Raw genomic sequence first — 14,890 nt, forward strand, 5'->3', positions numbered from 1 at the left:
AAGATACCCCGTTTGCAAGCAAACGGGGTGTGATTGGTCAGGCTTTCCCTCAAGGCGTGATGGGAATCGTTTTTCCCGCGGGCTCAGGGAATGTCGAGCTCCTTGAGCTTGCGGGTCAGGGTATTGCGGCCCCAGCCGAGCAGGCGGGCTGCCTCCTGCTTGTGACCGTGGGTGTGATCCAGTGCCGTCTCCAGCATGATCCGTTCGAACTGGGGCATGGCATCCGCCAGGATATCGGTCTCCCCCAGCGCCAGCTTGGCGGCCACCCAGTCCTGCAACTGTTGCTGCCAGCCACCGGTCAGGGCGGGCTGGCCCGGCTCGGCGGTGCTGGTGATGGGAGTCAGCAGCTCGGTGGGCAGATCGCCTACCAGCACCTCCTGGCCCGAGGCCATCACCGTCAGCCAGCGGCAGACGTTCTCCAGCTGGCGCACGTTGCCCGGCCAGGGGAGGCGGCTGATGTAGGTCTGGGTATCCGGGTGCAGGCTCTTGGCCTCCACGTTCAGCTCCTTGGCGGCTCGCAGCAGGAAGTGCTGGGCCAGCTGGGGGATGTCCTCCCGGCGCTCCTTGAGGGCCGGAATATGGATGCGGATGACGTTGAGGCGGTGGAACAGGTCTTCCCGAAACTCGCCGTCGGCGACCCGCTTCTCCAGATTCTGGTGGGTGGCGGCAATGATCCGCACATCCACCTGCACCGGTTGGTGGCCGCCAACCCGGTAGAACTGCCCGTCCGCCAGTACCCGCAGCAACCGGGTCTGCACGTCCAGCGGCATGTCGCCTATTTCGTCGAGAAACAAGGTGCCGCCATCGGCCTGTTCGAAGCGGCCGTGACGAATGTTGTTGGCGCCGGTGAAGGCTCCCTTCTCATGACCGAACAGCTCGGATTCGATGAGATCTTTCGGGATGGCCGCCATGTTGAGGGCGATGAAGTTCTTGTGGGCCCGGGGGCTGTGCTTGTGCAGGGCATGGGCAACCAGCTCCTTGCCGGTACCGCTTTGACCGTTGATGAGCACCGAGATGCTGGAGCGCGACAGCCGGCCGATGGCGCGGAACACCTCCTGCATGGCAGGGGCTTCGCCGATGATCTCCGGGGTGGTGGTGGCTTCCTGCTGGCGAGCCTTGCGCTTGGTACGTTGCTCCTTGAGGTGGTTCTCGGCCCGGCGTACCAGGGTGACCGCCTCGTCGATGTCGAACGGCTTGGGCAGGTATTCGAAGGCACCTCGCTGGTAGGCGTTGACTGCGGAGTCGAGGTCCGAGTGGGCCGTCATGATGATGATGGGCAGATCGGCCTGGCGGCGATGGATCTGCTCCAGCAGGCTCAGGCCGTCGATGCCCGGCATGCGAATATCCGAGAGGATCACGTCCGGTGAGCGCATCTCCAGTGAACTCAGCAGGGCTTCGCCGTCGGCGAAACTTTCGCATTCGAAGCCTTCGCTGCCAAGGGTGCGCTCCAGAACCCACCGGATGGAGCTGTCGTCATCGACGATCCACACTTTTGCTGTCATGAGGTTCCCTTACTTGCGAAGTGGTAAATAAATGGTGAATTCGGTGTGGCCCGGCCAGCTGATGCAGTCGATGCGCCCCTTGTGCTGATCGATCAGGTTCTGGGCTATGGAGAGGCCCAGGCCCGTTCCCCCTTCCTTGCCGGTGATCATGGGGTAGAAGAGGGTGTCGCGAATGGCGTCGGGAATGCCGGGGCCGTTGTCGATGATCTTGATTTCGGCCGCCAGGCGATAGCGCTGGCCATGGATGGTGATCTGGAAGGCGGTGCGCGTCTTGATGCGGATGAGGCCGTCCTGATCCCCAAGGGCCTCGGCGGCGTTGCGCACTATGTTCAGGAACGCCTGTTGCAGCTGATCCGATTCCATCTCGAATTCGGGGATGCTGGGGTCGTAGTCCCGCTCGATGCGGATCTGCGGCGGCAGCTCCAGGTCCACCAGACGGCGCACCTGTTCCAGCACGGAGTGAACGTTGTGCATCTGGTGACGGCCGGGACGCTGGGGACCGAGCAACCTGTCGACCAGCACCCGCAGGCGATCGGCCTGCTCGATGATGATGCCGGTGTATTCACGCAAGGCCGGGTCGGGCAACTCCTTTTGCAGCAGTTGGGCCGCGCCGCGCAATCCCCCCAGGGGGTTCTTGATCTCGTGCGCCAGGCCGCGCACCAGCTCCTTGGCGGCCTGCTGCTGGGCGTGTTGCTGCAGCTCCTGGCTGATCTTCTTCTGCTGATCGATCTTGCGCAGTTCTACCACCATCAGTCGCTGTTCATGATCGGCCATGGGGCTGACGCTGATCTCTACCAGCCTGGGCTCCCCCTCCACCACCAGGGTGACTTCGCTGTCGGTGAAGCCCTGCCCCGAAATGAGGCACTGTTTGAAACGCTGCAGATCGAGAGAGATGTGTTCCAGCAGGTGGGGCAGTTCGATGCCGATCAGTCGTCGTTCGCTGAGGGAAAGCAGCTGCTCTGCCGCCGGGTTGACGAATTGAATGCAGAGACGCTCATCCATGAGAATGACGGCGGTCAGCAGGTTGTCCAAGAGTGTCTTGGCGTTGTCCGAGCGGGTTGGCACAGGTTTCTCCCTAAAACGGTGCTGTACACCTAGAATGCACCAATATAGTGCATCAAGTTTACCCGCATCGGTGCGTCACATCACCCCTAATTGGCCTTGGGGGCGGCTCTGGGAGCCTGATTCACCGACGCCCTGTGCAGGTAAAAGGTGGTTGGCTTAGATTTAGCAAGGATCGTACCGTCTTTGGCGAGCAACTCGAGCCGTGCCTCATAGGCGCCCCTATCGAGGTTTTCCACCCGTATGGCCAGGCTGTTGTGAACCAGGGGCACCGCCTTGCCGTTCAGGATCAGGCGAACATCGTATTGCACCGGGACCTGGGGAGAGATCTCGCCCTGGAAGACGATGTTGCCGGTATTGTCGCGCAATGTGCTGCCCGGTTCCGGAGAGATGAGATCGATCTCCAGGGGAGCCGCTTCCAGGGCTTTCCTGGCATCGACACCGGTCAGGCTGTTGAAGTTGTCCACCTGGACCGAGTGGGGGGCTGTGCCGATGAGCGGCGAGACCCGCAGGTCCACCTCTTTTGCGCTTTTACCGGGAGGGGGGGCATCGGTGTAGTGGGTCACCCCCTGGGGATCGACCCAGGAGTAGACGCGGGCGGCCTGTGCGGAACAGGAGGCCATCAGCAGGAGGCTCAGCAGCCAGGGTGCAGTGTTCATCCATCTCTCCTTGACGGGGTTCACCTTAATCCTATCAGAGAAAAACCACGGGGTCGGGGTGTGAACAGCCGAGGGAGGTACGGCTCCGTGAACGGGATCATCTTTCTGCACGATCGTGGCCGTTCGGCGGTATTTCCGTTGCCAGAATGAAAAAAACCCGCCAGATGGCGGGTTTGTCATGGGAAAGCGGATTAGACGGAGTAGTACAGCTCGAACTCCAGCGGGTGCGGGGTCATGCGCACGCGGTCAACATCCTGCTGTTTCAGTTCCAGGTAGGAGTTGATGAAGTCATCGCTGAACACGCCACCACGGGTCAGGAACTCACGGTCTGCATCCAGTGCGGACAGCGCTTCGTCCAGGGAACCGGCAACGGTCGGGACTTCGGCGGCTTCTTCCGGCGGCAGATCGTACAGGTTCTTGTCCATGGCATCGCCCGGATGGATCTTGTTGATGATACCGTCCAGACCGGCCATCAGCTGAGCAGCGAAGGCCAGGTACGGGTTGGCAGCCGGATCCGGGAAGCGTACTTCGATGCGGCGGGCTTTCGGGCTCGGCACGACCGGGATACGGATGGAGGCAGAACGGTTGCGGGCGGAGTAGGCCAGCATGACCGGTGCTTCATAGCCCGGCACCAGACGCTTGTAGGAGTTGGTGGTCGGGTTGGCGAAGGCGTTGATGGCCTTGGCGTGCTTGATGATGCCGCCGATGTAGTGCAGTGCCATCTCGGACAGACCGCCATACAGGTCGCCTGCGAACAGGTTGACGCCGTCTTTGGCCAGGGACTGGTGGCAGTGCATGCCGGAGCCGTTGTCGCCAAACATGGGTTTCGGCATGAAGGTGACGGTCTTGTTGTAGGCGTGGGCCACGTTGTGGATCACGTACTTCAGGACCTGCACTTCGTCAGCCTTCAGGGTGAGGGTGTTGAAGCGGGTTGCGATCTCGTTCTGACCGGCGGTCGCCACTTCGTGGTGGTGAGCTTCGACGACCTGGCCCATCTCTTCCAGTACCAGGCACATGGCGGCACGGATGTCCTGGGAGGAGTCAACCGGGGCAACCGGGAAGTAACCACCCTTGACGAACGGACGGTGACCCTTGTTGCCGTGCTCGTAGTCGGTACCGGAGTTCCAGGCAGCTTCTTCGGATTCGATCTTCACGAAGCTGTGGCCCATGGTGTTGGAGAAGGTGATGTTGTCGAACATGAAGAATTCCGGCTCCGGCCCGAACAGCACGGTGTCAGCGATGCCGCTGGACTTCAGGAAATCTTCGGCACGCTTGGCGATGGAGCGCGGATCGCGGTCATAGCCTTGCATGGTGGCGGGTTCCAGCACGTCACAGACGATGTTCAGAGTGGTTTCTTCGGTGAACGGGTCCAGTTTGGCGGAAGCCGGGTCCGGCATCAGCACCATGTCAGACTCGTTGATGCCCTTCCAGCCGCCGATGGAGGAACCATCGAACATCTTGCCGTCTTCGAAGAAGTCTTCGTCAACCTGGTGGGAAGGGATGGATACGTGCTGCTCTTTACCCTTGGTGTCGGTAAAACGCAGATCAACAAACTTGACTTCGTGTTCCTGGATCAGGGCCAAAACGTTCTGGGCTGACATGCTAAGTAACCTCCGGTGTTAAAACTCTTTGGGTGAATGCGTCGTCACATTCACATAAGCCAGTATCGTGCCAAGTTTGTGACAGCTTGATTTCAGGGCACTTGCACCGTTTCAGGCTGTCGAGAAACCCGTTCTCATGCCGGTTGCTGCATTAAAGTGGTGCAACCTTGGATCGTTTTGGTGCACCGAGATGGTGCGCCAGCGTATCCAGGCCATCTAAGCAGCCTTTTGCTGCGGGGTCCATGATCCTGATCCTTTGTTGTGTGTGAATGTGTTGCAATTCTGCTAGGCAGATCACAAAGGCGAGAGTACAATTAGCGCCCAATTTTACCCGGTGATTTGAGGCGAGAATGTTAGAGAATTTACGCAATATTGCGATTATTGCGCACGTTGACCACGGCAAAACGACTCTGGTTGATAAGCTGCTGCAGCAATCCGGCACTCTGGATCGCACCAGCGAAGGTCAGGAACGGATCATGGACTCCAATGATCTGGAACGGGAACGTGGCATCACCATTCTCGCCAAGAACACTGCGATCCGCTGGAACGACTACCGCATCAACATCGTGGATACCCCGGGTCACGCCGACTTCGGTGGTGAAGTTGAGCGCGTGCTCTCCATGGTTGACTCCGTGCTGCTGCTGGTCGACGCCGTTGACGGCCCGATGCCGCAGACCCGTTTCGTGACCCAGAAGGCGTTCGCCCAGGGTCTGAAGCCCATCGTGGTCATCAACAAGATCGACCGTCCGGGTGCTCGTCCTGACTGGGTAATGGATCAGGTCTTCGATCTGTTCGACAACCTGGGTGCCACCGATGAGCAACTGGACTTCAAGGTTGTTTACGCCTCTGCACTGAACGGTTGGGCCACCCTGGATCAGGACGTCCCGTCCGAGAACATGGAACCCCTGTTCCAGGCCATCGTCGACAACGTGGAAGCCCCGAAGGGCGACGTTGACGGTGCCTTCCAGATGCAAATCTCCCAGCTGGACTACAACTCCTACGTGGGCGTCATCGGTATCGGCCGCATCACTCGTGGTCGCGTCAAGACCAACCAGCAGGTCACCATCGTCGGTGCCAACGGCAAACCGCGTACCGGCAAGGTCGGTCAGGTGCTGGGCTACCTGGGCCTGTCCCGTACCGAAGTGACCGACGCGCAAGCGGGCGACATCATCGCCATCACCGGTCTGGGCGAGCTGAAGATCTCCGACACCATCTGTGACAACAGTGCCGTCGAAGCCCTGCCGCCGCTCTCCGTTGACGAGCCGACCGTGAACATGACCTTCCAGGTCAACACCTCGCCGTTCGCCGGTAAAGAAGGCAAGTTCGTCACCTCCCGCAACATTCTGGAGCGTCTGAACCAGGAACTGGTCCACAACGTGGCCCTGCGCGTGGAAGAGACCGAAGATCCGGACAAGTTCCGCGTCTCCGGCCGTGGTGAACTGCACCTCTCCATCCTGATCGAAAACATGCGTCGCGAAGGTTACGAACTGGCGGTGTCCCGTCCGGAAGTTATCCTGCGTACCGTGGATGGCGAACTGCAAGAACCGTTCGAAACCGTCACTGTGGACGTGGAAGAAGCGCATCAGGGTTCCGTGATGGAGCAGCTCGGCCTGCGTAAAGGCGAGATGACCAACATGACCCCGGATGGCAAGGGTCGCGTCCGTCTGGACTTCATCATCCCGAGCCGTGGCCTGATCGGCTTCCAGACCGAGTTCCTGACCATGACCTCTGGTACCGGTCTGCTGTACCACACCTTCGACCACTACGGTCCGCACAAGGGTGGCAGCATCGGTGAGCGTCAGAACGGCGTGCTGATCTCCAACGCCACCGGCAAGGCCCTGACCTTCGCCCTGTTCGGTCTGCAAGATCGTGGTCGTCTGTTCATCGGTCACGCGACCGAAGTGTACGAAGGCCAGGTGATCGGGATCCACTCCCGCTCCAACGACCTGACCGTCAACTGCCTGAAAGGCAAGCAGCTGACCAACATGCGTGCCTCCGGTACCGACGAAGCCCAGGTGCTGACTCCGCCGATCCGCATGACCCTGGAGCAGGCTCTGGAGTTCATCGACAACGACGAGCTGGTGGAGATCACCCCGAAAGCCATCCGTATCCGTAAAAAGCTGCTGACCGAACTGGATCGCAAGCGCGCCGGTCGTGCTTGATCGATAGCTGTTCATCGACAGACCAAAGAGAGGCCTTAAGGCCTCTTTTTTTATGGGCTCATGGGGCCTGAGCTGGATGGAGGCGCATCAGGCCGGTCTGCGGGTGGCCAAATGACCACCCTATCTGACACAATGTCTGCATGATCACGCTTACGAGAAACAAGATGCAGCAGCAGATCCGCGGCCGTCTGGCCCATGCACTCTCCTTCTTGCGCCACGATGGTGCCCACTTCGCCCAGTTTGTCTGGGGCCGTTTCCAGCAGGACAGATTGACGGTGACCGCCGGTTACCTGGCCTATGTCACCCTGCTCTCCCTGGTGCCCATGATCGCCGTGGTGTTCGGCATGATGTCGGCCTTTCCGGTTTTCCAGAGCCTGAAGCAGGCGATGGAGCAGTTCGTCTATCACAACTTCGTCCCCACCGCCGGCGAGATGCTCAAGGAGTACATCGACGGCTTCGTGGCCAACGCCACCAACACCACGGCCGTCGGTATCGGTGCCCTGATCGTGGTGGCCCTGATGCTCATCTCGGCCATCGACAAGAACCTCAACTACATCTGGCGATCCACCCGAAGCCGGCCCTTGGCCCAGGCATTCGCCATGTACTGGATGATCCTGACCCTGGGCCCCGTGCTCATCGGGGCCAGCATCGCCATCTCCTCCTACATTCTCTCGCTCAGGTTGTTCGCGGCTGACAGCCTGTTCGGTATCGGCTATCTGCTGCTGCGCAGCCTGCCGTTCCTCTTCTCCGTGCTCACCTTCCTGCTGATCTATACCGTGGTGCCCAACTGCCGCGTGCGGCTGACCCACGCCTTCATCGGTGCCCTGGTGGCGGCCACCCTGTTCGAGCTGGCCAAGCGCGGCTTTGCCATCTACATCACCAACTTCCCCTCCTACCAGGCCATCTATGGCGCCCTGGCGACCATTCCCATCCTGTTCGTCTGGGTGTATCTGAGCTGGCTGGTGGTGTTGCTGGGGGCCGAGACCACCGCCTGCCTCGGGGAGTACGAGAAGCCCGGTGCAGAGGAACTGGCCTGACGCCGGCCGGCCATCACACCGGATCCCGACACAAAGGCGTTGGCCCGGGCAGGGCATTTATTGGTAGCATCGACGACCGCTCATCCCGCAGGATGGGCGGTCGTGCTGTTTTGAGAGGAGAGGGATGTGATTGCACTGATTCAGCGGGTCAGCGAGGCCAGCGTAACGGTAGAGGGAGAGGTGACCGGGGCCATCGGCCAGGGGTTGCTGGTGCTGCTCGGGGTGGAGCAGGGGGATGACGAGGCCAAGGCGGACAAACTGCTGCACAAGGTGAGCGGTTATCGCATCTTCTCGGACGAGAACGGCAAGATGAACCTCAACGTGAGCCAGGTGAGCGGCAGCCTGCTGGTGGTCTCCCAGTTCACCCTGGCGGCGGATACCGGCAAGGGGATGAGACCCAGCTTCTCCGGTGGCGCCCATCCCGCAGATGCAGAGCGACTCTATGAGTACTTCGTGGCTCGCGCCAGGGAGAGCGGTGTGCCGACCGAAACCGGCCGCTTCGCCGCCGACATGAAGGTCAGGCTGCTCAACGATGGCCCAGTTACCTTCTGGCTGCAGGTATAAGGGTGGCAGGCAGAGCGGGCCTCACCGGAGGGCAGGACGCGATGCCTGCACACTTCGCAGGTTCTTCACCCTGCCGGTGCTCGCCCGCCCTGGCCATGCTGACGGGTCGCGTGCAGGATGACGTTGCGGTAGCCGGGCACGTCGTGGACGCGGGTCGGGCCTATCCACTCCTCTGCCAATCGCAGAGCCTGTGCCTGTTCGAGCCGGGTGCGGGGCAGCAGATTGATGATGAGGGTGCCGCTCAGGCGGCTGGCCAGCGCCTGATAGAGCGGGGCCTGGAACAGCAGCAGGGGGTTGCCGTCCTGGCTGAACAAATCCAGCAGCACCAGATCGTAGCTCTCCTGGCTCTGGTGCAGGAAGTGCAGCGCATCGGCGTGATGCAGCCGAGGCGAGCCCCCTGACGAGGGGAGGAAGAACTGCTGGAACAGGGTGAGGATCTCGGCATCCAGATCCACGCAGTCGTGGTGGGCATCGGGCCAGCGTGCCGCCAGGTGACGGGTGAGATCCCCTCCGCCCAGCCCCAGCTCCAGGATCCGGCTTGCCTGCTTTGGCAACTGCTCCGCGATGCTCCGTTGATGAGGCAGACAGAGGCGGGCCGGCTGGTGGAGGCTCATGGCGGATTGCACCACGCCGTCCATTTCCAGCCAGCGATGACGGGCATTTTCAAGCACCGAAACGCGGCGTTCGGGTTTGGCACTGAGGTGCAATAAGTGATCGGCTTGGTACGCTTGCAGATTGAAGTCCATGAATTTGCACGGCAAGATGGCTTTCGACCAGTGTAACTCAAGGATGTTGTTATGTACCGGGTGGTCACCCCCCAAACGGCAGCCGAGCTGGATACCTACTACAGGCTGCGCCGGGAGAAATGGTTGCGTCAGTCCTTCCATCTGCCAGTCGGCGCACACTCAAGGATCGCTTTATGTACCGGGTAGTCACCCCAGAAACACCAGCGGAGCTGGATGCTTACTATCAGTTGCGCTGGGAACTACTGCGCAAACCCTTCAATCTGCCCCTTGGCTCCGAGCGTGACGAGTACGATACCGTCGCCATTCACCGGCTGATGCTCTCACCCGACGGAACGCCCATCGCCGTGGGTCGCCTCTTTGTGGGCGGCGATGAAGCCCAGATCCGCTTTATGGCGCTGCGACCCGAATTTCGCGGCCAGGGGCTGGGCGCCCGCATGGTGGAAGATCTCGAGCAGCTTGCCCGCGACGAGAAGGTAAAACGGCTGGTGATGAACGCCCGCCAGGAGGCGGTGGAGTTCTATCGCCGCTGCGGCTTCCTCGAGGTAGGGGAAGGCCCCGTCTCCTTCGGCCGCATCCCTCACCGCCAGATGATCAAGTCCCTGAGTCCCATGCAGACCATCCAGTACCGTCCGGAGTGGTGCCAGGATCTCACCACCCGCTGGTCGCGGGGCATTCCCATCAGCGAGAAGATGGGGGTGCACATCACCCACTACGATGGCCAGACCTTCCACCTCAAGGCCAACCTGGCGGCCAATCTCAACGTCCACGACACCATGTTCGCCGGCAGCATCTACAGCCAGTGCGTGCTGGCGGGCTGGGGTCTCATCTGGTTGCAGCTCAAGGAGGCAGGGCTGGGAGGGGATACCGTGCTGGCCGAGGGCAACATCAAGTATTACCGGCCGGTGAGCGAAGAACCGGAGGCGCGGGTGGCCCGGGAGGGCATGCCCGCCGTGCTCGAGCCGCTGAGGGGCGGAGAATCCGCCAAATTCAGCCTGCGGGTGCAGCTGTTCAGCGGCCGCAAGCTGGCGGTGGAGTTTGTCGGTCAGTACGTGGTACTGCCCATCAAGCGCGGCGCACGCTGATCCCTGATGTTCACAGCAACAAGGCCTCTTCGCGAGGCCTTGTTCGTTATTGGGCGGCCGGTGGCCGTGGGCGCCAGAGCGGGCCGCTTCGTCCCTGGGCGGGGTAGCGCACACCCGCCTCCCAGCCACAGGCGTCCTGTCCCGTGGGGAAACTCCAGCCCAGGTCGGGCGCATTGAGGGGGCCGCGCCAGCGGGCGAGCAGCTCGGCGCAGCGCCCCTTGTTCAGGACCCCGAGGTCGAGCTGCCACTGGTCTGCGGCCAGGTCGACACCCCCTTGCAGTGCCAGCAGGTGGGTGATGGTGGAGGCACCACCTTGCTCGATCCGCACCTTGCCCTGCTCCGCCCTGGCATCCAGCCTGATCTGATAGAAGGGGGTGTCTCCGCGTTGCATCGCCTGCCACAGCGTCTGCGGTGTCAGATCGGGGGGGGTCTGCTCCCTGAACCAGTCATCCAGCAAGGGGTCGATGCCGACCTTGTCCCAGAAGGGATCCTTGCTCTCCAGGCTCAAGCTGCCCTGAAGGGTCCGGCGCCAGTTGGCCGTCTGCTCGCCGGGCTGCCCGTTGAGGTCGGCCTGCAGATCTGCCGCCAGATCCACCTTGCCCGCGAAGGAGACGGGGGAGTGCAGCAACTTGCCCCACTGCTCCAGATCCAGCTGCTTGCCCTGCAACTGCAGGCGGCTCTCCTGCCCGGGCGTCCTGCCCCACTGGCCGCTCAGGTTGAGGGAGCCCTCGTCGGGCAGGGAGGTGGTGAGGGTGTTGAGCTGCCAGGAGCTGGGGGTCAGCTCGCCATCCAGGGTGCCGTTGCGGGCACTGAGACCGTCCCACACCAGCTCGAACCACTTGCTCTCGATGCGGGCGCGCCCCAGCAGGGGGCCTGGCTGGTTGCCCCGCAGGGCGAGATCGTTCAGGTAGAGTTGCCAGCCGGTCAGGGAGAGGGGCAGGGTGTCGTCGAAAGAGAGCACCTTGAGCTTGTCGAAGGCCAGTTTGCGGATGTCGATCTGTTGCGGGCGCCAGCCCTGCCAATCCTGCCACCACCCCTGGGGCAAACTGATGTCCATGCCGCTCAGGGCCAGATCCTTCAGGGTGAGCTTCTGCTGCTGGGTGTCGAGGGCCAGCTCGACGTTGAACTCCCCTTCGTATGCCTTGCCTCGCAGCTCGGCATCCAGCTGGCGGGGGGAGAAGGCGAGCTTGCCCTCGACGGCCTCAAGCTGGAACAGGCCGCGGCCCATGTCGCCCAGGGTGCCCGCCAGATAGCCGCTGGGCTGGCTGCCCGTCTGCCAGTCGAAGGCGGTGAGCTGGCCGTTGAAGTTGTTGAGGGAGAGCTCCTGATCGATGGCATTGATGCTCACCTGGGCAAGCTGACCCCTGTCCAGGGTGATGCGGCGCAGGGGGAACTCGCCAGGGGGGATGTCACCAAGCTCGAGGCGCATGGCGCGGGCCTTGAGAGCGTGCAGTTGCAGGCTGCGCTCTGGCCAGTTCAGCACCATGCCGGTCTCGAGCAGGCCGTCGAACAGGTTGGTGGTCAGTTTGTCGGTGCTGAGCACCTGCCCCTCCAGCCGCCCCTTTAGGCTGAGACGGGCCAGGGTGAACATGGGGGTCGCCAGCTGGTTGATGCCCAGGGTGAGGTTGGCCTGGGGCTGGCGTCTCGGGTCGATCAGTTCCCAGTCACTCAGGGACGCACTGAGGCCGCGCAGGGTCAGGGCCTCGCTCTGCAGGTTCAGGTTGTCGATGGTGCTGTCGCTGATGGTGAGGGAGTGAACCGGCAGGCTTGGCAACTGGTTGGGGAGCGGCAGCTTGATGACGGGACGGATGAGGTCCAGGTGGGCGATGCGCACATCCCGGTTCAACCAGTCGATGTGCTCGATCTCCAGATAGAGTTTTTCCAGCTGTACCGCATCCCCATAGCGCACCTGTTCCGCCAGCAGGGTGTAGGGGTGCAGCGGATTGAACACCAGCCGGCCTATGGTGACGGGCACCCCGGTCTGCTGGCTGAGCCAGTTGGCGATGGGGCCTTTGGCGCGCTCGGCATCGAACAGGCCGAGACCGACCCAGACAAAGAGCAGCAGGAAGGCGAGGGTGTAGAGCAGGCCGCGCAGCCAGGAATTCATCAGTGCTTTCCTCCTGTTTCTGTTGCTTGGTCAGGCATTCGAGTAGTGATCCCGTAGACCGAGCCAGCATCGTATCAAGGGTTCGACATGGCTCGGGTGTTTATCCATCAGGCAAGGTGACCCTCTTCTGCATCTGCCTTGGTCAAGCATTGGACTAGTGGTCCCGCAGGCCCAGCCAGCGGCGGATCAGGGGCTCGACATGAGCCGGGTGTTTGTCCATCAGGCAAGGTGACCCTCTTCTGCATCTGCCTTGGTCAAGCATTGGAGTAGTGGTCTCGCAGGCCCAGCCAGCGGCGGATCAGGGGCTCGACATGAGCCGGGTGTTTGTCCATCAGGAAGCGCGCCATCTTCTGCACCTGAGGGATGAGCGGCTGGTCGCGCACCAGATCGGCGATCTTGAGATCGGCCAGGCCGGTCTGGCGGGTACCGAGCAGCTCGCCTGGGCCGCGCAGTTCCAGATCCCGCTGGGCGATGAGAAAGCCGTCATTGGTCTCCCGCAGTACCCCGAGGCGGCTCTGGGCGGTCTTGGACAAGGGGGCATGATAGAGCAGCACGCAGTGAGAGGCCACCGACCCCCGCCCGACCCGGCCGCGGAGCTGGTGCAACTGGGCCAGCCCCAGCCGCTCCGGGTTCTCTATGATCATCAGGCTGGCATTGGGCACATCCACCCCCACCTCGATGACGGTGGTGGCGACCAGCAGTTGCAGTATGCCCGCCTTGAACTCCTCCATCACCCGCTGTTTCTCGACGGGGCGCATCCGGCCGTGTACCAGCCCGATGTGCAGGCCGGGCAGCAGGGTTTGCAGCTCGGCGGCGGTGTCTTCGGCGGCCTGGCACTCCAGCACCTCCGACTCCTCGATCAGGGTGCAGACCCAGTAGGCCTGCTTGCCCTCCTCGCAGGCGAGCCTCACCCGCTCGATCACGTCCTGGCGGCGACTGTCCGGCAGGGCGACCGTGGTAATGGGAGTGCGGCCCGGCGGCAGCTCGTCGATGATGGAGGTGTCGAGGTCCGCATAGGCGGTCATCGCCAGGGTGCGGGGGATGGGGGTGGCGGTCATGATGAGCTGGTGGGGATGCACCCCTTCCCGCTCCCCTTTTTCTCGCAGGGCGAGGCGCTGATGCACGCCGAACCTGTGCTGTTCGTCGATGATGACCAGGGCGAGGCGCTGGAACACCACCTGCTCCTGGAAGATGGCGTGGGTGCCCACCACCATCTTGACGCTGCCATCTTTGATCGCGGCTAGCGCCTCTTCCCGCGCCTTGCCCTTCTGCTTGCCCGCCAGCCAGCCCACCTTGATGCCGAGCGGCTCCAGCCACCTGGCGAAGTTGATGGCGTGCTGTTCGGCCAGCAGCTCGGTCGGGGCCATCAGCCCCACCTGGCAGCCGTTGCCGATGGCCTGCAGGGCGGCCAGTGCCGCGACCAGCGTTTTACCTGAGCCCACGTCCCCCTGCACCAGCCGCATCATGGGGTGGCTCTGCTGCAGATCCCGGCCGATCTCCGCCACCACCCGGCTCTGGGCGCCGGTGGGGGTGAACGGCAGGGCGCCGAGCAGCTGCCGGACCAGCTCGGGAGCGGGTTTGAGGGCACGGGCCAGCTGGGTCTGTGCCTGGGCGCGCACCTTCAAGACCGAGAGGTTGTGGGCCAGCAGCTCTTCCAGTACCAGCCGATGCTGTGCCGGGTGCTGGCCGCTCTCGAGCAGGGCCAGCGCCACCGAGGGGGGCGGGCGGTGCAGCAGCTTCAGGGCGGCGGCAAGATCGATCTGCTGGGGATAGAGGCCGGCAGGCAGCAGCTCCTCGACCCCGTAGAGGTCGAGCTGGGCCAGGGCCTGATCCGTGAGGCTGCGCAGGGTGAGCTGGCGCAGCCCCTCTGTGGTGGGGTAGACGGGGGTGAGGGCCTCTTCGGTCTGGCCGGCCTGCTCCTCGCCGAGCAGCTTGTACTCGGGGTGGGCCATCTCCAGGCCGTACTTGCCGGGACGGGTCTCGCCGAAGCAGCGGATAAGGCGGCCCTGGGCCAGGCTGTTTTTCTGGGCAGCGGTGAAATTGAAGAAGCGCAGGGTCAGGCTGCCGGTGCCGTCGCTGATACGGCACACCAGCATGCGGCGGCGCCCCATCACCAGCTGGGTGTCCTGGATCTCGCCCTCGACGGCACCGTGCAGGCCGGGCGGCAGATCGCCGATGGGCCACACCTGGGTGCGGTCCTCGTAGCGCAGGGGGAGGTGGAACAGCAGGTCCTGTACCGTGGCCAGCCCCAGCCGCTCGAGTTTCTCCAGCATCTTGCTGCCGACACCCTTGAGGCTGTCGAGGGAGATTTTATCCAATTTCATCAATTAGATGCCCGAAAACACTGTAAATATGTCCAGATGATAGG

At 62.6% G+C, this 14,890-nt stretch carries 11 protein-coding genes; 4 read left to right on the forward strand and 7 right to left on the reverse strand.

Annotated elements, in window-relative coordinates:
• Positions 1-83 precede the first annotated feature (83 nt).
• The 4 genes from glnG to glnA all read right to left on the reverse strand — a co-directional run bounded on the left by glnG (position 84) and on the right by glnA (position 4,824).
• Positions 84-1,502, reverse strand: a complete 1,419-nt coding sequence (gene glnG, locus I6L32_RS08315; protein WP_010672523.1) for a nitrogen regulation protein NR(I) — start codon at positions 1,500-1,502, stop codon at positions 84-86.
• Between the two features lie 9 nt (positions 1,503-1,511).
• Complete coding sequence (gene glnL / locus I6L32_RS08320) at positions 1,512-2,567, reverse strand: nitrogen regulation protein NR(II) (protein WP_010672524.1); 1,056 nt, start codon at positions 2,565-2,567, stop codon at positions 1,512-1,514.
• 86 nt (positions 2,568-2,653) lie between these two features.
• Positions 2,654-3,223 carry a DUF4124 domain-containing protein gene (locus I6L32_RS08325; protein ID WP_216944937.1) on the reverse strand — a complete coding sequence of 190 codons (570 nt, stop codon included), beginning with the start codon at positions 3,221-3,223 and terminating at the stop codon, positions 2,654-2,656.
• A gap of 191 nt (positions 3,224-3,414) precedes the next feature.
• A complete protein-coding gene (gene glnA, locus I6L32_RS08330) occupies positions 3,415-4,824 on the reverse strand; it encodes a glutamate--ammonia ligase (protein ID WP_010672526.1) in 1,410 nt (469 codons plus the stop codon).
• 350 nt (positions 4,825-5,174) lie between these two features.
• Here glnA and typA point away from each other — a divergent pair, with 350 nt between their 5' ends.
• The 3 genes from typA (at position 5,175) to dtd (ending at position 8,587) form a co-directional block, all read left to right on the forward strand.
• Entirely contained in the window at positions 5,175-6,986 is a 1,812-nt protein-coding gene (gene typA / locus I6L32_RS08335; protein WP_039039512.1) for a translational GTPase TypA, read from the forward strand.
• A gap of 164 nt (positions 6,987-7,150) precedes the next feature.
• A complete protein-coding gene (locus tag I6L32_RS08340; RefSeq protein ID WP_039039511.1) occupies positions 7,151-8,023 on the forward strand; it encodes a virulence factor BrkB family protein in 873 nt (290 codons plus the stop codon).
• 126 nt (positions 8,024-8,149) lie between these two features.
• Complete coding sequence (gene dtd, locus I6L32_RS08345; RefSeq protein ID WP_010672529.1) at positions 8,150-8,587, forward strand: D-aminoacyl-tRNA deacylase; 438 nt, start codon at positions 8,150-8,152, stop codon at positions 8,585-8,587.
• 65 nt (positions 8,588-8,652) lie between these two features.
• Here the strand turns inward: dtd and I6L32_RS08350 are convergent, their stop codons facing one another.
• On the reverse strand, positions 8,653-9,333 hold the full coding sequence (locus tag I6L32_RS08350) for a methyltransferase domain-containing protein (protein ID WP_042865392.1): 681 nt from the start codon (positions 9,331-9,333) through the stop codon (positions 8,653-8,655).
• 173 nt (positions 9,334-9,506) lie between these two features.
• Between I6L32_RS08350 and I6L32_RS08355 the strand changes: the two genes are divergently transcribed.
• On the forward strand, positions 9,507-10,415 hold the full coding sequence (locus I6L32_RS08355) for a bifunctional GNAT family N-acetyltransferase/hotdog fold thioesterase (RefSeq protein ID WP_010672532.1): 909 nt from the start codon (positions 9,507-9,509) through the stop codon (positions 10,413-10,415).
• Positions 10,416-10,461: 46 nt separating this feature from the next.
• Here I6L32_RS08355 and I6L32_RS08360 read toward each other — a convergent pair whose 3' ends face one another.
• Both I6L32_RS08360 and recG read right to left on the reverse strand, forming a co-directional pair.
• A complete protein-coding gene (locus I6L32_RS08360; protein WP_216944938.1) occupies positions 10,462-12,522 on the reverse strand; it encodes an AsmA-like C-terminal region-containing protein in 2,061 nt (686 codons plus the stop codon).
• A 254-nt stretch (positions 12,523-12,776) separates the two neighbouring features.
• Complete coding sequence (gene recG / locus I6L32_RS08365; protein WP_216944939.1) at positions 12,777-14,846, reverse strand: ATP-dependent DNA helicase RecG; 2,070 nt, start codon at positions 14,844-14,846, stop codon at positions 12,777-12,779.
• Positions 14,847-14,890: the final 44 nt, after the last annotated feature.

It is taken from the genome of Aeromonas sp. FDAARGOS 1402, assembly GCF_019046925.1.
GTDB lineage: Bacteria > Pseudomonadota > Gammaproteobacteria > Enterobacterales > Aeromonadaceae > Aeromonas > Aeromonas caviae.

Bases quoted from the DNA above. Each gene is read 5' to 3' on its own strand.
- glnG (WP_010672523.1), bottom strand. From the start codon at position 1,502: ATGACAGCAAAAGTGTGGATCGTCGATGACGACAGCTCCATCCGGTGG.
- I6L32_RS08325 (WP_216944937.1), bottom strand. From the start codon at position 3,223: ATGAACACTGCACCCTGGCTGCTGAGCCTCCTGCTGATGGCCTCCTGT.
- glnA (WP_010672526.1), bottom strand. From the start codon at position 4,824: ATGTCAGCCCAGAACGTTTTGGCCCTGATCCAGGAACACGAAGTCAAG.
- typA (WP_039039512.1), top strand. From the start codon at position 5,175: ATGTTAGAGAATTTACGCAATATTGCGATTATTGCGCACGTTGACCAC.
- I6L32_RS08340 (WP_039039511.1), top strand. From the start codon at position 7,151: ATGCAGCAGCAGATCCGCGGCCGTCTGGCCCATGCACTCTCCTTCTTG.
- I6L32_RS08350 (WP_042865392.1), bottom strand. From the start codon at position 9,333: ATGGACTTCAATCTGCAAGCGTACCAAGCCGATCACTTATTGCACCTC.
- I6L32_RS08355 (WP_010672532.1), top strand. From the start codon at position 9,507: ATGTACCGGGTAGTCACCCCAGAAACACCAGCGGAGCTGGATGCTTAC.
- I6L32_RS08360 (WP_216944938.1), bottom strand. From the start codon at position 12,522: ATGAATTCCTGGCTGCGCGGCCTGCTCTACACCCTCGCCTTCCTGCTG.
- recG (WP_216944939.1), bottom strand. From the start codon at position 14,846: ATGAAATTGGATAAAATCTCCCTCGACAGCCTCAAGGGTGTCGGCAGC.